At 66.4% G+C, this 18,812-nt stretch carries 16 protein-coding genes; 4 read left to right on the top strand and 12 right to left on the bottom strand.

Features of this window, described 5'->3' with window-relative positions; all coding sequences use genetic code 11:
- Positions 1–27: 27 nt before the first annotated feature.
- Positions 28–939: an aldo/keto reductase gene (locus tag ABC728_RS09730; protein WP_416620316.1), complete on the bottom strand. Its 912-nt coding sequence runs from the start codon at positions 937–939 to the stop codon at positions 28–30.
- 147 nt (positions 940–1,086) lie between these two features.
- On the opposite strand from ABC728_RS09730, the gene ABC728_RS09725 reads away from it, so the two are divergent.
- Together ABC728_RS09725 and ABC728_RS09720 are read left to right on the top strand one after the other, a co-directional pair.
- On the top strand, positions 1,087–1,989 hold the full coding sequence (locus ABC728_RS09725) for an acyl-CoA thioesterase (RefSeq protein WP_416620315.1): 903 nt from the start codon (positions 1,087–1,089) through the stop codon (positions 1,987–1,989).
- A 35-nt stretch (positions 1,990–2,024) separates the two neighbouring features.
- Entirely contained in the window at positions 2,025–2,459 is a 435-nt protein-coding gene (locus ABC728_RS09720; protein ID WP_445376364.1) for an acyl-CoA thioesterase, read from the top strand.
- Positions 2,460–2,505: 46 nt separating this feature from the next.
- Here the strand turns inward: ABC728_RS09720 and ABC728_RS09715 are convergent, their stop codons facing one another.
- From ABC728_RS09715 to ABC728_RS09680, 8 genes are all read right to left on the bottom strand, one after another.
- Positions 2,506–2,925, bottom strand: coding sequence for a c-type cytochrome (locus tag ABC728_RS09715; RefSeq protein WP_416620313.1), 420 nt, complete (start codon positions 2,923–2,925; stop codon positions 2,506–2,508).
- A 105-nt stretch (positions 2,926–3,030) separates the two neighbouring features.
- Positions 3,031–3,825 (bottom strand): hypothetical protein, encoded by a 795-nt coding sequence (locus ABC728_RS09710; RefSeq protein WP_416620312.1) that lies wholly within the window; start codon positions 3,823–3,825, stop codon positions 3,031–3,033.
- Between the two features lie 90 nt (positions 3,826–3,915).
- Complete coding sequence (locus ABC728_RS09705) at positions 3,916–5,562, bottom strand: OFA family MFS transporter (RefSeq protein WP_416620311.1); 1,647 nt, start codon at positions 5,560–5,562, stop codon at positions 3,916–3,918.
- Between the two features lie 355 nt (positions 5,563–5,917).
- Positions 5,918–6,133, bottom strand: coding sequence for a formate dehydrogenase subunit delta (locus ABC728_RS09700; protein WP_416620310.1), 216 nt, complete (start codon positions 6,131–6,133; stop codon positions 5,918–5,920).
- Positions 6,123–6,944, bottom strand: coding sequence for a formate dehydrogenase accessory sulfurtransferase FdhD (fdhD, locus tag ABC728_RS09695; protein ID WP_416620309.1), 822 nt, complete (start codon positions 6,942–6,944; stop codon positions 6,123–6,125). Before fdhD ends, ABC728_RS09700 begins: the two co-directional genes overlap by 11 nt.
- Positions 6,941–9,811 (bottom strand): formate dehydrogenase subunit alpha, encoded by a 2,871-nt coding sequence (gene fdhF / locus ABC728_RS09690; RefSeq protein WP_416620308.1) that lies wholly within the window; start codon positions 9,809–9,811, stop codon positions 6,941–6,943. Before fdhF ends, fdhD begins: the two co-directional genes overlap by 4 nt.
- 10 nt (positions 9,812–9,821) lie before the next feature.
- Positions 9,822–11,366 (bottom strand): formate dehydrogenase beta subunit, encoded by a 1,545-nt coding sequence (locus tag ABC728_RS09685; RefSeq protein WP_416620307.1) that lies wholly within the window; start codon positions 11,364–11,366, stop codon positions 9,822–9,824.
- Entirely contained in the window at positions 11,363–11,839 is a 477-nt protein-coding gene (locus ABC728_RS09680) for a formate dehydrogenase subunit gamma (RefSeq protein WP_416620306.1), read from the bottom strand. Before ABC728_RS09680 ends, ABC728_RS09685 begins: the two co-directional genes overlap by 4 nt.
- Positions 11,840–12,237: 398 nt before the next feature.
- Here ABC728_RS09680 and ABC728_RS09675 point away from each other — a divergent pair, with 398 nt between their 5' ends.
- Entirely contained in the window at positions 12,238–13,296 is a 1,059-nt protein-coding gene (locus ABC728_RS09675; RefSeq protein WP_416620305.1) for a pyridoxal phosphate-dependent aminotransferase, read from the top strand.
- 28 nt (positions 13,297–13,324) lie between these two features.
- Here the strand turns inward: ABC728_RS09675 and ABC728_RS09670 are convergent, their stop codons facing one another.
- The 3 genes from ABC728_RS09670 to ABC728_RS09660 are packed head-to-tail and all read right to left on the bottom strand — an operon-like array spanning position 13,325 to position 16,645.
- The gene (locus ABC728_RS09670) at positions 13,325–14,218 is read right to left on the bottom strand and encodes a LysR family transcriptional regulator (protein WP_416620304.1); all 894 of its coding nucleotides are present in this window, start codon (positions 14,216–14,218) and stop codon (positions 13,325–13,327) included.
- Positions 14,215–15,873, bottom strand: coding sequence for a hypothetical protein (locus ABC728_RS09665; protein WP_416620303.1), 1,659 nt, complete (start codon positions 15,871–15,873; stop codon positions 14,215–14,217). Before ABC728_RS09665 ends, ABC728_RS09670 begins: the two co-directional genes overlap by 4 nt.
- Entirely contained in the window at positions 15,863–16,645 is a 783-nt protein-coding gene (locus ABC728_RS09660) for a M48 family metallopeptidase (RefSeq protein ID WP_416620302.1), read from the bottom strand. Before ABC728_RS09660 ends, ABC728_RS09665 begins: the two co-directional genes overlap by 11 nt.
- A gap of 710 nt (positions 16,646–17,355) precedes the next feature.
- On the opposite strand from ABC728_RS09660, the gene ABC728_RS09655 reads away from it, so the two are divergent.
- On the top strand, positions 17,356–18,786 hold the full coding sequence (locus ABC728_RS09655) for a M20/M25/M40 family metallo-hydrolase (RefSeq protein WP_416620301.1): 1,431 nt from the start codon (positions 17,356–17,358) through the stop codon (positions 18,784–18,786).
- The last annotated feature ends 26 nt before the right edge of the window (positions 18,787–18,812 follow it).

Below are 18,812 nucleotides of genomic sequence, written 5' to 3'. Positions count from 1 at the left end.
TGTCCGATACGGTCGGGCCACCGGTGGTCAGGGCAGGCGCTTGCCCAGAGCCGCGGTCAGCACGGCGTACCATTGGGCGCCGGTCATCGCCACGGTGAAGGCCTCCGCGGCCGCGCGGATGCGCGCCGGGTTCTGGCTGCCGATCAGCGGTATGGGCCGGGCCGGGTGGGCCATGCCCCAGGCATAGGCCGCCGCGGCGCGGCTGGCACCCTGCGGCAGGGCGATGGCGTCCAGGGCGGCGGCGACCGCCAGTGCCCGGGCATCGTCCAGCCCGCCCAGCAGCCGGCCGCCCCCCAGCGGCGACCAGGACAGCACGGCCAGATTGCGTTCCATGGCCTGGTCCAGAACCCCGTCGAGCAGCGGATCGACATGCAGGGGCGAGAATTCCGGCTGAATGGATACCAGGGGGAAGGGCATGTGGGCCGCCAGGGTCGCCACTTGGGCCGTGGTGTGGTTGGACACACCGGCCGCCTTGATCTTGCCGTCGTGGCGCAACCGGTCCAGGGCGGCGGCCACCTCTGCCGGGTGGGCCAGCAAGTCGGGGCGGTGGACCTGATACAGGTCGATCACGTCCACGCCCAGCCGCTTCAGCGATGCCTCGCACGCCGCGACCAGCCGGCCGGCCCGTGCATGATAGGGGATGGGGGGGAGGATGCCGCCCTTCGTGGCCAGTACAATCCGGTTGCGCAGGCCGGGATTGGCGGCCAGCACGCGGCCCAGCAACGCCTCTGCCGCGCCGAACCCGTCGGCATGGTCCACGCCATAGATATCGGCCGTATCGAACAGGGTGATGCCGGTTTCCAGCGCCGCCATGGCACGCTGCGTGGCGCCGGTCAGGTCGTCACCATGATAGCGCCACATGCCCCAGCCCAATGCCGACACCGGCGGCGCCCCATCGATCAGTGGACGGGCATCACGGTGGATGGTCAGCAGATCCATGGCGGCTTTCTCCGGGCGGCATATCCGGATGTCCTTCTACCCGCATTTCTCCCATGCCGCCATCGCGATGGCTGCCCCCTTGCCAGCACAGGCGCCGGCTAAAATAGTGGGAGGCGGATCGAGTGCAGAAGAGAGAAAGGTCCCGCGATGATCGAGGACTACAACGCCATTCCGCCGGAGGAACTGGTGGCCCGCCTGACCCGTCTGCTGACGGTCACGGAACTGGAAAGGGATTTGTATCAGGGCTCCCGCCTGATCGGCGGCAAGGGTCGGGTGTTCGGCGGCCAGGTGGTGGCCCAGGCCCTGGCATCGGCCATGCGCACGGTCGACCCTGTCCGCAGCGTCCATTCGCTGCATGCCTATTTCATGCGCGGCGGGGACGAGGATTATCCCATTGATTTCCGGGTCCACCGCGATTATGACGGCCGCAGTTTCGCTACCCGCCGGGTGGAGGCGCTGCAGGGCGGCGTGCCCATCCTGACGCTGACGGCTTCCTTCCAGGTGCCGGAAGAGGGTTGCAACCATCAGCGTGATGCCATGCCCCAGGTCCCCCATCCGGAGGACCTGCCCAGCGAATATGCCTTCTTCATGTCGGTGGCGGAACGGCTGCCGCCGGAATCACGGGCGCTGCTGGCCCATCGCCGCGCGGTGGAACTGCGCCTTGTCGATCCGGTGGACCCGACGCGGCCCGTGCCCCGCGAACCGGTACAGCATCTCTGGTTCCGCGTCGTCTCCCCGCTGGCGGACGATCCGGACCTGCATCGGGTGGCCCTGGCCTATATCACCGACATGGGGCTTCTGGGGACCGCCGTGCTGCCGCATGCGATAAGCTGGCTGGGCCGGACGGCGAAATCGGCCAGCCTGGATCATGCCGTGTGGTTTCATGCCCAGGATTTCCGGGTCGATGACTGGATGCTTTACAGCATGGACAGCCCCTGGGCCGGTCAGGGCCGCGGCCTGAACCGTGGCCAGATATTCGACCGTCAGGGACGGCTGATCGCCAGTGCCGCGCAGGAGGGCTTGATCCGCCGCGCGCGGCCTGCATCCTGAGCCAGACGAACAGACTGAAGGGGGAGCGAGAATCCATGGCCCGGCCGACACCGCCATCGCGCGATCATTTTCCGCATTTCCGGACGCTGGACACAAGGTGGATGGATAATGACATCTATGGCCACGTCAACAACGTGACCTATTATTCCTATTTCGATACGGCCGTGAATGGCTATCTGATCGAACGCGGCGTGTTGGACATCCATCGGGGCGGCGTGATCGGCCTGGTGGTGGAGACGGGCTGTAAATATTTCGCCTCCGTCGCCTTTCCCGACCGGCTGGAAATCGGCATCCGTGTCGGCCACCTGGGCAACAGCAGCGTGCGGTACGAGGTGGGGATCTTCAAGTCAGGGGCGGAACTGGCCGCGGCCGCCGGTCATTTCATCCATGTCTATGTCGACCGGGATAATCGCAAGCCCACCAGCCTGCCCGCCAACATGCGGGCCGCACTTGTGGCGCTGATGGCCTGACGCGGTTGTGCCGGCCGGGGCGGGTCGCACCCCGGCCGGCCGGCCGTCACTTGGTCTTCAGGAAGGCGATCACGTCGCGGCGTTCCTGTTCGTTGGGCAGGCGGAAGGCCATCTTCGTGGCGCCCACGGCCTTGTCCGACTGACCCTTGTCGGCCAGGAACTTCTTCAGATAGCCATTGGGATCGGCCAGATAATCCAGCAGGGCCTCCTCCGTCCAGGCCAGGCCGGCTTCGCCGGCATTGTGGTTGATCTCCGAATATTTGTAGCCGTCCACCTTGCCGGCTGTGCGGCCGACGATGCCGTTCAGGATGGGGCCGACCAGGTTGCGGGCGTCAGGGCCGACGCGGTGGCAGGCCATGCACTTCTTGAACACGGCCTCGCCCTTGGCGGCGTCCTGGGCCATGGAAGTGCCGGCGGACAGCACGGCGACACCCGTCAGGGCAAGGGCGGCGAACAGGGACTTCATCAACAGGTCCTCCCAATGGGGGTATGGGACGCCGGATCATGCGGCGGGTGTGCGCATTTCATCGGCTTTGCGGGCATCCGGTCAAGCGGACAAAAGGTCCTATGGTCACCCCGCCGCACCGGTCGGTGCCAGACGCAGCAGCGCATCCTCCACCTTGATGCGACGGTATGTCTCGCGGGCCAGGCCATCCTGTTTCAAATCCTCCCGCCGTGACCGGGCGCGGGCACGATCCGCATCACTGACGTCGCCATCGCGCTCCACAAGCCAGCGTGTGTAGCTGTCGTCCGCCTCCTTGACCGGGCGGGCGGATGCCGGCATCGGGCGTCCGGCCTCGGCAGGTGGCCGGGGCCGGGCCAGGGGGCGCAGCGTCTGGTTCGGGTTGAACTCCGTCCGCCGGTCCCGGCCCGTGATGGTGACGTCCGGCGCCGCCACGCGCCCGGTGGCACTATAGAGGAAGGCCGATGCGATGCGATCCTGTGCGGCCTCCCCCTCTTTCGGCCGATGCTCGACGGCGGCCGGCGGCCGGTCGGGCACCGCCAGGCGGGTGATGCCCCGGTCGTTGATGGCATCCAGCACATCACGCGGGTCCGTTGTGGTCAGGATCACCTCCCGCCGTGCGGGCCAGAAATCATAAGGTGCGTGCGCCCCATGCCCCCGGCCGACATGGAAGGCATAAATCTCCGGATAGACGATGTCGCGACGGGAAGGTCTGACCGCATAGAAGGCCGTCATGGCGGCCTGAAGAAGATGCGTGGCGCCGATGCCGCCGAACGCCTCGTCGATCACCAGTCCGAACCGGTCATGCACGTGCCAGTCCGGGAAAAGCCCGGCGATGGACGCGGCCATTCCATCGATCTCCACATCGAACATTTCCGGCTTCAGCAGGGTGGCGACATGCATTGCGGGCCCGTGCCTCCATGAAATGGCCGGCCGGGATGGGCCCGGCCGGCCAGGGTTGATCATTGCGCAGCGGGACGGGCGGTGCCCGGCCTACTGGAACAGTTTCACGACGCTCTGCATCGTCTGGTAAACGCCATAGATGACGGGGATGCCGACGGCCAGCCAGGCCAGCACCACCTTGGTGTCGATCCCGCCGCTGCCCACATCGCTGTGGTTGCCGGTGACCGCGGCCACGGCCGGTGCCGGCCCGTCATCCTCCTTCATGAACCACTTACGGTCCACGGGCTTGACCAGCGCATTGGCGATCAGGCCCAGCACCAGGAAGCCGGCCAGGATATACATCGTATAGTCGTAAACCTGGGCGCGCGGCACGCCGGCGGCGATCTGCGCCTCGCGGATATAGTTCACGACCACGGGACCGACGATGCCGGCCGTGGACCAGGCCGTCAACAGCCGGCCATGGATGGCACCGACATATTTCGTGCCGAACATGTCAGCCAGATAGGCGGGTACGGTGGCAAAGCCGCCGCCATACATGGACAGGATGATGCAGAAGGCCACGACGAAGCCGATCTTCGAGCCCATATGCGCCAGTGACGGGGCCGAGGCGTAAAGCACGATGCCCAGCGCGAAGAAGGTCAGATAGGTCATCTTGCGACCCATCTTGTCCGACAGTGATGCCCAGAAGAAGCGGCCGACGATGTTGAACAGGGACAGAAGCCCCGCGAAGCCCGCTGCGATACCGGCGATCTGTTTCTTCTGTTCGCCATCCAGGTCAGCGAAACCGAGATCCGGTCGGCCCAGCAGGGCGCCGCCAAAAATCTCCTGCAGCATGGGCGACGCCATGCCCAGCACACCGATGCCGGCCGACACGTTCAGGCACAGAACAGCCCAGATCAGCCAGAACTGCCGGGTCTTGTGCGCATCCTTCACATGCACATTGCCATGCGCGATCATGCTGTTGGTGCTGGGTGCGGGCGGGGTCCAGCCCGTGGGCTGCCAACCCTGCGGCGGGATGCGGTAGCCGAAGGCACCGGCCATCATGAAGACGAAATAGATCAGGGCCAGCACGACGAAGGTTTCCCACACCCCCACCGACGTATCCGTCTTGAAGGCATTCATCAGCATGTTGGCCAACGGGGACCCGATCATGGCACCGCCACCGAAGCCCATGATGGCCATGCCGGTCGCCATGCCGCGCCGGTCGGGGAACCATTTGACCAGGGTGGAGACGGGCGAAATATAGCCCAGCCCCAGCCCGATACCGCCGATGACGCCGGAACCCAGCCACATCAGCCACAATTGATGGGTGTAGATGCCGAGTGCTGAGATCAGCAGGCCGCCGCACCAGCAGAGCGCGGCCACGAAGCCGGCCTTGCGCGGGCCTTCCCGTTCCAGCCAGCCGCCCCAGATGGCGGCCGAGGAACCCAGCAGAACGAAGAACAGCGTGTACATCCAGCCCAGATCCGCGACCTTCCAGTCGCAGGAGGTGGTGAACAGGGCATTCAGCAGACCGGCATCCGCCGGGCATGCGAGGGGTGCCGTCACCCCCAGCGACTGGCTGAGCGGCAGCCAGAACACGCTGAAACCATAGGCCATGCCGATACAGAGATGGATGGCCAATGCCGCCGGCGGCACCAGCCAGCGGTTGAAGCCCGCATGCGCGATGATGCGCTCCCGGTCAAGCAGGCCGGGTTGCCCCGCGCCCTGATCCTGGGTTTGGTCTGCTGCTACCATGCCCTCATTTCCTCCTGCTCGTTCGCCCTGGAGGGGCGGTTCTGGATGGACGCACAAATGCCGGCACTTCTTGGGTCTGGTGCCGGTCGGGAATTTGGACAAAAAGCTTCAGCCGGAGACGCGGGTGCGTTTCCGGTGTCTTTATATTCCGTGCTGATGCTCTTCGACCCCTGGTCCGGCAGGACGCGGCGGCGTGCCGCGACACGAAGCGCATGGGCGCTCACCACGCCTCAAGCCTGGACCCCGCCTGGTCAAAGGGGGGTGGAAAGAACGCTGGAACGGATACCCATGGGCGGGGTCGGGTTTGCCCGGGGGCAGGATCGTCGCAGTGCAGGCGACGGGAACGGAGCACTCCTTATGGTTTGGGTCGCAGGCTTTCCAACGCCTGGACGACGATGGGGCTCAACCCCTCGCCGCCCTTGTTATCGAGATGATCGAAGATTCCGGCTCGCATGCGGGGGTCCCAGAAGCTTCTGATATGATCGGCCACGCCATCGGCCCCTTGCGGGCCCTGGCTGGCGAAGAAGGCGCCGATCTGGTTGGCCATCATGACCAGCTTGTCAGGCGACACGGGGTTGCTCCTCGGCTTTGGTCGAAATGCGGTGGGGATGCGTGAACAGCTCGAACCCGTCGGCGCGGGCCACGGCCACCAATGTCATGCCTGCCCCGTCGGCCAGCGTCACGGCCAGCGTGGACGGTGCCGAGACGGCGGCCAGGATCGGGGCACCGGCCATGGCCGCCTTCTGCACCAGTTCCACCGACACGCGGCTGGTCATCAGGATGGCCCCGTCGCAGGCGTTGCGTCCTTGCCGGGCCAGCGCGCCGATCAGCTTGTCCAGTGCATTGTGCCGGCCCACATCCTCGCGCACGGTGAGGGTGCCGTCCGGGGCCAGAAAGGCGGCGGCATGCACGGCGCGGGTCAGACGGCCCAATGTCTGGGCCGTCTGCATGGCGTCGAAGCCCCTGGCCAGGGCCAGCGGCGTCAGGGGCCGGCCGGGGCCGACGGGCCGCGCGGGCCGGACGGCTTCCGTCAGGCTTTCCACGCCGCACAGGCCGCAGCCCGCGGGCCCGGTCAGCCGGCGACGGCGGGCCGACAATACGCTGCGCGACCGTTTGGACAGCCACATGCGGGCCACCCAGCCCAGCTCCGTCTCGACCAGTTCCAGCTCCTCCACCTCCGTCCGGTCGTCGATGACGCCTTCTGTCAGGCTGAAGCCGATGGCGAAATCCTCCAGGTCGGCGGGGCTGGCCATCATCACGGCATAGGTGGCGCCATCATGCACGATGGCCACGGGCACCTCTTCGGCCACGATGCGGGTCCCTTCCTGCATGGCGCCGTCGCGCCATGCCAGCCGCTTCAGGGGTTTCGCCGGTCCTGTCATTCAGCCGCCTCGGCCGGGTCATGCCCTTCGATGCGGCGGGAACGCTGGGCATGCGCCTCATATTCCCGCTGCCACTTGCTGGGGCCGTTGCTGGGGGCCACCTGGACGGCCGTCACCTTGTATTCCGGACAATTGGTGGCCCAGTCGGAATAGTCGGTGGTGATGACGTTGGCCTGCGTGTCGGGATGGTGGAAGGTGGTGTAGACCACACCCGGCGCCACCCGGTCGGTGATTTCCGCCCGCAGGCTGGTCTCCCCCGCCCGGCTTTGCAGCTTCACCCAGTCGCCATCGCGGATGCCGCGATTCTCCGCATCATGGGGGTGGATCTCCAACCGGTCCTCCCCGTGGAACACGGTGTTGGCGGTTCGCCGGGTCTGGGCACCGACATTATATTGCGACAGGATGCGGCCCGTGGTCAGCAGCAGGGGGAAGCGTGCGCCCGTGCGTTCTTCCGTCGGGATATACTCCGTGATCACGAACTTGCCCTTGCCGCGCACGAACCCATCGATATGCATGACGGGCGTGCCGAGCGGTGCCTTGTCGTTGCAAGGCCATTGGATGGACCCCATCTCCTCCAGCCGCTGGTAAGACACACCCTTGAAGCTGGGGGTGACCCGGGATATCTCGTCCATGATCTGGCTGGGATGGGCGTAATCCATCTTGAACCCCATGGCGCGGGCCAGCAGCAGCGTCACCTCCCAGTCGGCATAGCCGTTCAGCGGCGCCATCACCCGGCGCACGCGCTGGATGCGGCGTTCGGCATTGGTGAAGGTGCCGTCCTTTTCCAGAAACGTGCAGCCGGGCAGGAAGACATGGGCATAGTTCGCCGTCTCGTTCAGGAACAGGTCCTGCACGATGACGCATTCCATGGCGGCCAGACCGGCGGCCACATGATGGGTGTTGGGGTCGGACTGAAGAATATCCTCCCCCTGGACGTAGAGCCCCTTGAACGTGCCATCGACGGCGGCGTCCAGCATGTTGGGGATGCGCAGGCCCGGTTCCCCCGACAGGGGCACGCCCCACAATTCCTCGAACATCTGCCGCGTGGCATCGTCGGAGACGTGGCGGTAGCCGGAGAATTCATGCGGGAAGGAACCCATGTCGCAGGCACCCTGGACATTGTTCTGTCCCCGCAGCGGGTTCACACCCACGCCCGGCCGGCCGATATTGCCGGTGGCCATGGCCAGATTGGCGATGGCCATCACAGTGGTGGTGCCCTGGGAATGTTCCGTGACGCCCAGGCCGTAATAGACGGCGCCGTTGCCGCCCGTGGCGAACAGCCTTGCCGCCTGACGGATGGCATCGGGCTCGACCCCGGCCATCGGCCCGACCACTTCCGGGCTGTTGCGCGGTTCGGCCACGAAGGCGGCCCATTCCTGGAACTCCGCCCAGTCGCAACGCTCGCGCACGAACTCCTCGTCCGCCAATCCTTCCGTCACGATGACATGGGCCAGCGCCGTCACGATGGCGACATTGGTGCCGGGGCGAAGCGGCAGATGCACCTCCGCCTTGATATGCGGCGATTTCACCAGGTCGATGCGGCGCGGATCGATGACGATCAGCTTCGCCCCCTGGCGCAACCGCTTTTTCAGGCGCGATGCGAAGACGGGATGCCCGTCGGTCGGGTTGGCACCGATGACGATGACGACATCGGTATCCTCCACGCTATCGAAATCCTGCGTTCCGGCCGAGGTGCCGAAGGTGGTCTTGAGTCCATAGCCGGTGGGGGAGTGGCAGACGCGCGCACAGGTATCGACATTGTTGGTGCCAAAGCCCGCGCGGATCAGCTTCTGCACCAGGAAGGTTTCCTCATTGGTGCAGCGGGACGAAGTGATGCCGCCGATGCTGTCCTTGCCATATCTGGCCTGGATATTCTTCAGCCGGTCGGCAGTGAAGCCGATCGCCTCTTCCCAGCCGACCTCACGCCAGGGCTGATCGATGCTGTCGCGGATCATGGGCGACAGGATGCGTTCCTTGTGGGTGGCATAGCCCCAGGCGAACCGCCCTTTAACGCAGGAATGGCCCCGGTTGGCCTTGCCATCCTTGTAGGGGACCATGCGCACCAGCTCGTCACCCCGCATTTCCGCCTTGAAGGCGCAGCCCACGCCGCAATAGGCGCAGGTGGTGACGACGGAATGTTCCGGCTGCCCGATCTCGATGACCGATTTTTCCTGCAAGGTGGCGGTGGGGCAGGCCTGCACACAGGCACCGCAGGACACGCAATCACTGTCCAGGAAGGCGTCATGCTGGCCGGGCGATACGCGGCTGTCGAAGCCGCGCCCCTCGATGGTCAGGGCGAAGGTGCCCTGCACCTCCTCGCAGGCCCGCACGCAGCGGGAACAGACGATGCATTTGGCAGGATCATAGGTGAAATAGGGATTGCTCTCGTCCTTGGGCATCGACAGCGGGCTGTCGGCCTTGAAATGGTTGGCCCCGTCCATGCCATAGCGCACCTCGCGCAGGCCCACGGCCCCGGCCATATCCTGCAATTCGCAATCGCCATTCGCCGCACAGGTCAGGCAGTCCAGCGGATGGTCGGAGATGTAAAGCTCCATCACCCCCTTGCGCAGTTGCTTCAGGCGCGGGGTCTGGGTCTTCACGTTCAGCCCCGGCGCCACGGGCGTGGTGCAGGAGGACGGCGTGCCGGCCCGCCCCTCGATCTCCACCAGGCACAGGCGGCAGGATCCGAAGGCGTCCACCGTGTCGGTGGCGCACAGCTTGGGGATCTGCGTCCCCATCTCCATCGCCGCGCGCATGATGGAGGTGCCTTCCGGCACCGTGACGGACTGACCATCGATGGTCAGCGTCACCAGCTTCTCAGAGCGCGACGCGGGGGTGCCGAAATCGGTTTCGTGGATGAGGGTCATCGTGCCCGTCCTATTCCGCCGCCACGGGCAGATGCCCGCGCCGGAAATCCTCGGGGAAATGGTGAAGGGCGCTCAGGACCGGATAGGGGGTGAAGCCGCCCAATGCGCATAGCGAACCGAATTTCATCGTCTGGCAGAGATCCTCCACCAGGGCGATATTCGCCTCCACGTCGATCCCGGCGCGGATACGGTCGATGACCTCCGCCCCCCGCGTTGAGCCGATGCGGCAGGGGGTGCATTTGCCGCAACTCTCGATGGCGCAGAATTCCATGGCGAAGCGCGCCTGCGACGCAAGGTCGACGCTGTCATCGAACACCACGATCCCGCCATGGCCGATCAGGCCGCCGCGCGCCGTGAACGCCTCGTAATCATACTGGGTATCGAACAGCGACGGCGGGAAATAGGCACCCAGAGGGCCGCCGCATTGCACCGCCTTCACGGGCCGGCCCGTGAGGGTGCCGCCCCCGACCTCGTTCACGATCTCGCCCAGCGTGATGCCGAACGCATCCTCGAACAGGCCGCCGAACTTCACATTGCCGGCGATCTGGATGGGCATGGTGCCGCGCGACCGGCCCATGCCGTAATCCGCGTAAGCCTGTGCTCCATTGGCCAGGATGGTGGGTACAGTGGCCAGCGACAGAAGATTGTTGACCACCGTCGGCCGGCCGAACAGGCCCTTGATGGCGGGCAAAGGCGGCTTGGCGCGCACCAGGCCGCGCTTGCCCTCCAGGCTTTCCAGCAGGGCCGTTTCCTCCCCGCAGACATAGGCGCCGGCACCGACGCGCAGTTCGATGTCGAAGCCGAAATCCGTGCCCAGAACCGACGGACCCAGCAGCCCCGCCTTGCGGGCCACATAAAGGGCACGGGCGAAGATGTGGTTGGCATGCGGATATTCCGACCGGGAATAGACATAGCCCTTGTTTGCGCCCACGCCATAGCCGGCGATGACCATACCCTCGATCAGGGCCAGCGGGTCGCCTTCCAGCATCATGCGGTCGGCGAAGGTGCCGCTGTCACCTTCATCGGCGTTGCAGACGATGTAGCGGCGGTCGGCGGGGGATGCTGCCACGGTGCGCCATTTCACGCCCGTGGGAAAACCGGCCCCGCCGCGCCCGCGCAGCCCGGATCGCACCACCTCCTCGATCGTGTTGGACGGCCCCAGTTCCAGGGCGCGGGCAATGCCTTTGAAGCCGCCATGCGCCCGGTAATCCTCCACCGACAGCGGATCGATGATGCCGCAACGGGCGAAGGTCAGGCGGTTCTGCCGGGCCAGCCAGGGGATATCCTCCGTCCGTCCCAGGCACAACGGATGGGTGGCACCCGTCAGGAAGCCGGCGGCAAACAGGCCCGGCACATCGGCGGGTGTCACGGGGCCATAGGCGATGCGGCCGGCGGGGGTTTCCACCTCCACCAGCGGTTCCAGCCAGAACAGACCGCGCGATCCGGTGCGCACGATGGTGATACCGTCGCCGGCCTGCGCCGCGATGGCCTTTGCCACCTTTTCCGCGCCCACGGCCAGGGCCGCCACATCCTGGGGAATGAAAATCCGGGTCATGACCAGCGCACCTCTTCCACGGCGGCGGCCAGCCTGGCCCCGTCCAGCCGGCCCACCGGGTCGCCGTCGATCAGGGCGGCCGGGGCGCAGGCGCAAAGGCCCAGGCAATAAATCGCCTCCACCGTCACATTGCCATCCGCCGTCGTTTCGCCCCAGCCGATGCCAAGGCGCTCCAGCAGCGCGGTTGCCGTCTTCTCCGCGCCCAGGGACTGGCACGCCTCGGCCCGGCAGACCTTGATGACATGGCGGCCCGCCGGTTCGTGCCGGAAATCATGGTAGAAGGTGACCACGCCATGGATTTCCGCACGCGACAGGTTCAGCGCGTCGGCGATCATGGGCACGGCTTCATCGGGTACACAGCCAAACGCCTCCTGCAGCGCATGCAGGATCGGGAGGGTGGGACCCTCCAGATGCAGGTGCCGATGAATGATATCGGCGGCGTGGCGCTCGTCCCAAGGCAATGGGGGGGTCATTGGGAACTCCAGCGGGCAATCACCCTTGCAGGGTTTTCCGAAACGCCCCCTTGATCAATGGGATTGTTTTGTTGAGCGATTGCACATCCTGATCGTTACCTCGGTATGCATCGATTTGCCGGGCTTTCAGACAGGTTATTGTTATGGTTGGTGGATTGATCTGCGCCCATGTTGTTGGTGCATCGGAAATGCATGCGGCGCTGCCGTTAACCATGTTTTTGCTGCAAAGGTCGAAATATTGCCGGTCCTGGCGGTCCCCTTGCTGGGGCCGCGTCATTGCGGCATGGCGGGGGACGGAATCCGCCGCGTGCAATGGCGGTGACGACTGCCTATCCTGCCACGGCTTTGAACATCGGTCGGGAACCGGTGTTCCCCGTCACCACAGGCTGGTATCTGGAATGAGCCGTTTCTGGAGTCCCATCGTTCATACCCTCAGCCCCTATGTGGCGGGGGAGCAGCCCCGGATCGCGGGGCTGGTGAAGCTGAACACCAACGAAAGCCCCTATGGCCCGTCGCCCCGCGCCGTCGCCGCCATTGCGGCGGCCAATGGTGATGCGCTGCGGCTGTACCCCGACCCCACCAGCCTGCCGTTGCGTCAGGCGATCGCCGGCACCTATGGGCTGGATGTGGGGGAAGTGTTTGTCGGCAATGGTTCGGACGAGGTGCTGGCCCATGTGTTCCAGGGGCTGTTGAACCATGACGGCCCGTTGCTCTACCCGGATATCACCTACAGCTTCTATCCGACCTATTGCCGGCTTTACGGGATCACCGCCAGGCTGGTGCCGCTGGACGAGGGGTTCCAGGTGCGGCTGGAGGATTACCGCCAGCCCTGTGGCGCCATCATCCTGCCCAATCCGAACGCACCCACCGGCATCGCCCGCCCGCTGGCCTGGATCGAGGCACTGCTGGACGAGCATCCCGACCAGGTGGTGGTGATCGACGAAGCCTATGTGGATTTCGGCGCCGAAAGCGCCATTGCGCTGGTGCGCAAATACCCCAACCTGCTGGTTGTCCACACTTTTTCCAAATCGCGGGGACTGGCGGGCCTGCGTGTCGGCTTTGCCGTGGGGCAGCGGCCGCTGATCGACGCGCTGGAACGGGTGAAGGACAGCTTCAATTCCTATCCGCTGGACCGGCTGGCCCTGGCGGGGGCCACGGCCGCCTGGCTGGATCGGGAATGGTTCGATCATCACCGCACCCTGATCATGGCCAGCCGGGAACGGCTGACGGTGGCTTTGCGGAAACGGGGATTCGAGGTCCTGCCGTCGGCGGCTAATTTCGTGTTCGCGCGTCATCCGGGTCGTTCGGGCCCCGATCTGGCTGCCGCCTTGCGGGCCAGGGCCATCCTGGTCCGGCATTTCGCCAAGGACCGCATCGGCGACTTCCTGCGCATCAGTATCGGGACGGACGCCGAATGCGACCAGCTGCTGGCGGCACTTGACGGCATCCTGGGCTGATCCGCCGTTCGTCGATGGGGCGGCCGGTTCAGTGTCCCTGCGTCTGCGCCAGACGCTTGGCCGCCGTGATCATGGCAGCGGCCATGGGTGAATGGGGCTCCCGGTCCATCATCACCAAGCCGATCGTGTGTTCGATCACGGGATCGATCAGCGGGATGGCGGCCAGTTCCACGGGCAGGCCCAGGGCCTCCATCAGGACCGTGGGCATGATGGATATCCACCGGCCCGTGCGTACATGCGCGGCCAGCGCCGTCATGGAATTGCTTTCCACCGCCACCTCCGCCTTCACGCCCACACGGTGCAATGCGCGGTCGATGATGCGGCGGTTCTGCATGTCGGGCGACAGCAGGCAAAGCGGGATGCCCTGCAATTCGGCCCAGCGCACCTCCGTCCGGCCGGAGAACTGGCTGTCCGGACCGGTGATCAGGTGATACCGCTCCCGGTAGAGCGGTATCTTGACGAAATTGCCGACCGGTTCATTGTCCAGATAGGTCAGGCCGGCATCGATGGCCAGATTCTCCACCTGTTCGATGATCTTCTGGGAATTCGATGCCAGGATCAGGAAATCCACACCGGGATGCTTGTCGATCACGGCGGTGGTCAGTTTCGGCACCATGGCGAGCGCGGTTGGCACGGCGGCCAGCCGGAAATGGCCGCAGACGGTCTTGCGCAGCGCCTCGATATCCTGCCGCATGGACCGCCAGTCCCCGACCAGCCGGCGCGACCATTCCAGCAGCCGTTCCCCCTCTGCCGTGAAGCCCTGGAACCGCGACCCGCGCACCACCAGCGGCACGCCCAGCATATCCTCCAGATGCTTCACACCGGCCGACAAGGTGGGCTGGGACACGCCGATTTCTTCCGCCGCGCGGCCGAAATGGCGGGCGCGGGCCAGGGCCAGGAACAGTTCCAGCTTGTCGATCATGGCATGCCCCTTCCCGGTTGCCCCCGCATGTCGGCATGGATCGTCCGTCGTTGCAAGGGTTGTGTGCTGAAGCGTGACAGCAATTGGGGGTATATGTCCCACATGGGCAGTGCCGCGGCGGTGGGGGATGGGACCATGCCGTCCGCCAGGTCCAGCCCGTCCAGCCGGCGCAAGAGATCGGCGTCGCGTGACAGGATGTGCAGGGGCACGCGATGTCCCTGGCCGGCTGAAATCCAGTCCAGTGCCGGATGATCGCCCAGGATGAGGATCAGTGCGCCGGGCGGCGCCTGTCCGACCAGCCAGTCCCCCAGGGCGCGCAGGCTGTAATCCAGCGAGCGGGCATAGCCGCCCGCCATGTCCGTATAGTCCGGGCGCAGGTCGGCGTGCGAGAACGCGGTGCCATCCGCCGCGCCGTCGCTGCCGTCCAGCCAGGGCGGCAGCGGTGTCCAGGGTGCGTGGCTGCTGGTCAGCACGATTTCAAGATAGAGCGGGCGTTCATCCTCTGCGGCCGGCCCTGCTGCGGGCCCCGCGGCCGGTAACAGCCGTTCCGGCGTCAGCGTGGCCAGAAGCGCCTGATCGGGCAGGGGTGACCAGCCGAAGGCAGGCCCGGCATAAGGGAAGGCCGCCCTGTCCATGACCTGCTCGAAGCCCCATGCCGGCCCTTCCAGCCAGGGCATGGACAGGCCCGGCATGGCGGCCAGGGTGCGCCATCCGGCGCGGTTCAGGGCGCAGCTCAGGCCGCAGCGCCCCGCATCCAGGACCAGCCGCTGGGCCAGGGGCTGGTCCTGCCGGATGCCGGCGCGCAACGTGCCATGGGCCAGCCAGCTCCGCCCGCCGATGACGGGGCTGTCCACCAGCCCCGACCGGCGATGGAAGCCGGCATCGGTCAGCATGCCATCCAGCGCCGCCAGCCGGGCACCCACGATATCGGCCTGGCGTGGGTCGGTCAGGGCCGAAAGACCGTAGGACTCCACCCAGGCCAGGATAACGGGCCGGCCCCGCAGAAGGGCGAACAGGTCCGCATCCGCAATGCCGGATGACGGGTCCTGCGCCAGATCGGCGGCCATGCGTGCCTGCATTCGCGCCGCTTCCCGCCAGCGGTCCGCCTGTTCGATGATGGCGCCGGCCGGGCCGCGATCGGGTGGCTGCAAAAGCCAGCCCGGGCCCGCCATTGCAGCCAGCAGGCAGGCGATGCCCAGCACCAGGGTGCCGGCCCGCCCGCGGTTCTCCTGCAAGGGCCGCAGCAGCAGCCCGGAAAGCCAGCGGCACAGAAGCAGCAGGCCCCCCGTGCCCGCCAGCAGCCCCAGCCCCAGCATGACCGTGCCCGGTCCCGTCGCCGCGACCTCCCAAAGGGCGGGGATCAGGGCCGGGTCGAACGCGGGTTCGAACCGTCGGCCTGCTGTCATCAGGGCCGCCATGTCGGCCAGCCGCAGCAGCAGGACCAGCCAGCAGCCCAGGGCTACGGCCCAGACGATCCGCGGCCCCGGCCGCACGTGCAGCAGCGCCAGTAAAGCCAGCAGCAGGGGCAGTTCCAGCACCAGCCCGCGATGGGCCGCAGCCAATACATGCCCCGGCACGGCGGGCAGGCCGGTCAGTAGCGATAATGCCGCCAGGGCGGCCAGTGCCGCCGGCCAGTACCGGACCCTATCCGCCATAGCGGTGCAGCCGGGCGCCGTTGGTGCGCAGCCAGTCTCGGTGATCGGTGACATCGCCATTCGTCAGGCTGGCACAGACGGCCCAGAAGCGTGCGGAATGGTTCATTTCCTGCAAATGCGCCACTTCATGTGCGACGACATAGTCAAATACAGGCTCCGGGGCCAGGATCAGCCGCCAGCAGAAGGAAAGCCGGCCACCGGGTGAACAGCTCCCCCAGCGCGAGCGCGTATCGCGCACGCTGACCGCCGCCACGCGGGCGCCCAGACGTTCTGCCTTTTCCTGCGACCGGGCCGCGGCCAGCTTCCGGGCCTCCGCCTTCAGGTAATCGGCCACCCGCCGGGGCACAAAGTCGGCCTCTCCCCCCACCTGCAGCTCATGCCCGCCATCGGCCAGGGCCACCCGTCGCGGTGTGCGCCGCCCGCCCGGCACATGGCGGATGACATGGTCCACGCCCAGGATGGGTATGGTAGCATCAGGCAGGAACGGCATCCTGTCCGGCACGGCAGACAGGCGCTGGTGCAGCCAATCCATGTGCCGTTCCACGAACAGCCGGATATCGGCATCCTGCACGCGCGGCGGGGTGGACACGCGCACGATGTTGCGCGCCACGTCCACCCGCATCGAAAGCCGGCGGGACCGGGCCGACACGCGCACCTCCACCGGCACGGGCACAGTGTCCAGCGCCAGGGTGCGGGGCGGCGTCACGACGGGCTGGCGGCGCTTGGCGCGGGCCGGAGCCTTTGGGGCCAGGATTTTGCGCAGGAAGTTCAAGGCAGGGCGTCGGATTATCGGGGCCGGGGGGGGGGGGCGGATGCGGCAGCCTAAACGATATGTCTGGCGGATCGAAGCCCGAACAGTCGAAGCCCGAACAGGAGCGGGCCCGCCCGTCACCCGACGGCTTTGCCTCGACGTCTTGAGGTCGACACCTTTCACCCGATGTCTTGAGGCCAGCGGGACCGGCGCAGGCAGAATTTTCTTTTGCGCAAAAGAAAACCCCCGTAGCTGGATGCGCCTACGGGGGTATCCTTCAAACCGGAACCACAGGACCTATGTCAAATCGCGGTTCCAGGATGGTTGCTGCGATAATTCAAGTAATCGCAAAGTCTTGCTGCGGTGGGGTCATGCTTTTACACACCCTCCCAGGTTACGGAACGCAGTCGATCACCCTTTCAGGATTGGGCCGCCCACTGCGTCGGGGGCGTCGATATCTTCAAAACAACCCTCCATGTCTTTGTTACGATTTGATGGTGCGCGCTTTCGGTATGGGCGTCAAGCGTTTTTGTGAGGGGTTTTGACGCCCTATCCCAAAGGCCAGAGCATGACGCGGGGTGTTACCACATGGCTCCCGCCATCAATGGTGGCGAGGCCGGAGGGGCGCAATCCCGCAAAAGATTTCGATCCCCTCCCCCGCATGGGGTAGGCTTGCTTCCAAATCGGGGTGCCGGGCGCATCCCGGCCGTCCTTTTAGGAGGAGCAGTGCGTTGAAACGTTTCGGTTCCCTGATGCTCGCCGGCCTGATGCTGGCCTGGACCCCGGTGGTGCGGGCCGCCGATGCCGGTCCCTATGCCCCGGCGACGCTGGCGGTGGCGCGTGAGATACAGGAAAGGGCCCTGGCCGGGTCGGGCGCCTTCGATTTCGTGGAATCGCTGACCGTGCGTGTCGGCCCCCGCATGGCCGGAACTCCGGCGGCAAGGGCCGGCCATGACTGGGCCATGGCGCGGTTCAAGGAACTGGGCCTTGCCAATGTCAGGGTTGAGCCCTTCACGGTGGAAGGCTGGGAGCGGGGCCTGGAATCGGCTGCCATCCTGTCACCGGCGCCACAGCACCTGCATGTCACGGCGCTGGGCTACAGCGTTGCGACGCCGGCGGACGGGGTGACCGGCGCCATCGCACGGTTCGACACGCTGGACGATCTGCTGTCGGCGCCCGATGGTAGCCTGGAAGGCAAGATCGCATTCGTGGACAAGAAGATGGCGCGCTTGCAGGATGGCGGCGGCTATGGGCAGGCGGTCGTTGCCCGCGGCCGCGGTCCGTCGGAGGCGGCGCGCAAGGGGGCGCTGGCGCTGCTGATCCGTTCGATCGGCACGGACAGCCACCGGTTCCCGCACACCGGTACCACCCGCTATTCTCCCGATGTCGCGGCCATTCCGGCCGCCGCCCTGTCCAACCCGGATGCCGACCAGTTGAACCGGCTGCTGGCGCTGGGCGGGCCGGTGACGGTGCGGCTGACGCTGGCCAGCCAGGCCATGGGTCCGCTGTCGGATGCCAATGTCATGGGTGAGATCAGGGGTCGTGAACTGCCGGAGGAGATCGTCGTCATCGCCGCGCATCTGGACAGTTGGGACCTGGGGACAGGCGCGCTGGATGACGGGGCGGGTGTGGGCATCGTCCTGGCGGCGGCCCGCATCCTGAAATCCCTGCCGCAGCCCCCGCGCCGCACCATCCGCTTCATCCTGTTCGGGGCGGAGGAACTGGGACTGGTCGGCGCCCGTGCCTATGCCGCGGCCCGTGCGGGCGGCCCTTCGGGCAGCAAGGAGCGGCACCAGATCGGGACGGAGGCGGATTTCGGTGCCGGTCCCGTGATCACCTTCAACGCCGATGTGCGGCCGGAAGCCAGGCCTGTCATCGATGCCATCGGCCGGGCCCTGTCCCCGCTGGGCATCGTGCCGGGACGTGGCCCCAGCAGCGGGGGCCCCGATATCGGACCGCTGGCCACGGCCTTCGGCATGGCCACCGCCGGTCTGGGCCTGGATGGCACTGACTATTTCGATTATCACCACACGGCCGATGACACGCTGGACAAGGTTGACCCGCGCAAGCTGGACCAGTCCGTCGCGGCCTTCGCCAGCTTCGCCTGGCTGGCGGCGGAAAGCCCCGTGGGTTTCAGCCCGGTGGAACGGACCAGGGAATAGGCTGGGAACGGCGGTCGTGGGGAACA

It is taken from the genome of Niveispirillum fermenti (genome assembly GCF_052474395.1).
The sequence above is the reverse complement of the archived record's forward strand: the minus strand, read 5'-3'. Positions and strand labels throughout refer to the sequence as shown.

Bases quoted from the DNA above. Each gene is read 5' to 3' on its own strand.
- ABC728_RS09730 (WP_416620316.1), bottom strand. From the start codon at position 939: ATGGATCTGCTGACCATCCACCGTGATGCCCGTCCACTGATCGATGGG.
- ABC728_RS09725 (WP_416620315.1), top strand. From the start codon at position 1,087: ATGATCGAGGACTACAACGCCATTCCGCCGGAGGAACTGGTGGCCCGC.
- ABC728_RS09720 (WP_445376364.1), top strand. From the start codon at position 2,025: ATGGCCCGGCCGACACCGCCATCGCGCGATCATTTTCCGCATTTCCGG.
- ABC728_RS09715 (WP_416620313.1), bottom strand. From the start codon at position 2,925: ATGAAGTCCCTGTTCGCCGCCCTTGCCCTGACGGGTGTCGCCGTGCTG.
- ABC728_RS09710 (WP_416620312.1), bottom strand. From the start codon at position 3,825: ATGCATGTCGCCACCCTGCTGAAGCCGGAAATGTTCGATGTGGAGATC.
- ABC728_RS09705 (WP_416620311.1), bottom strand. From the start codon at position 5,562: ATGGTAGCAGCAGACCAAACCCAGGATCAGGGCGCGGGGCAACCCGGC.
- fdhD (WP_416620309.1), bottom strand. From the start codon at position 6,944: ATGACAGGACCGGCGAAACCCCTGAAGCGGCTGGCATGGCGCGACGGC.
- fdhF (WP_416620308.1), bottom strand. From the start codon at position 9,811: ATGACCCTCATCCACGAAACCGATTTCGGCACCCCCGCGTCGCGCTCT.
- ABC728_RS09685 (WP_416620307.1), bottom strand. From the start codon at position 11,366: ATGACCCGGATTTTCATTCCCCAGGATGTGGCGGCCCTGGCCGTGGGC.
- ABC728_RS09680 (WP_416620306.1), bottom strand. From the start codon at position 11,839: ATGACCCCCCCATTGCCTTGGGACGAGCGCCACGCCGCCGATATCATT.
- ABC728_RS09675 (WP_416620305.1), top strand. From the start codon at position 12,238: ATGAGCCGTTTCTGGAGTCCCATCGTTCATACCCTCAGCCCCTATGTG.
- ABC728_RS09670 (WP_416620304.1), bottom strand. From the start codon at position 14,218: ATGATCGACAAGCTGGAACTGTTCCTGGCCCTGGCCCGCGCCCGCCAT.
- ABC728_RS09665 (WP_416620303.1), bottom strand. From the start codon at position 15,873: ATGGCGGATAGGGTCCGGTACTGGCCGGCGGCACTGGCCGCCCTGGCG.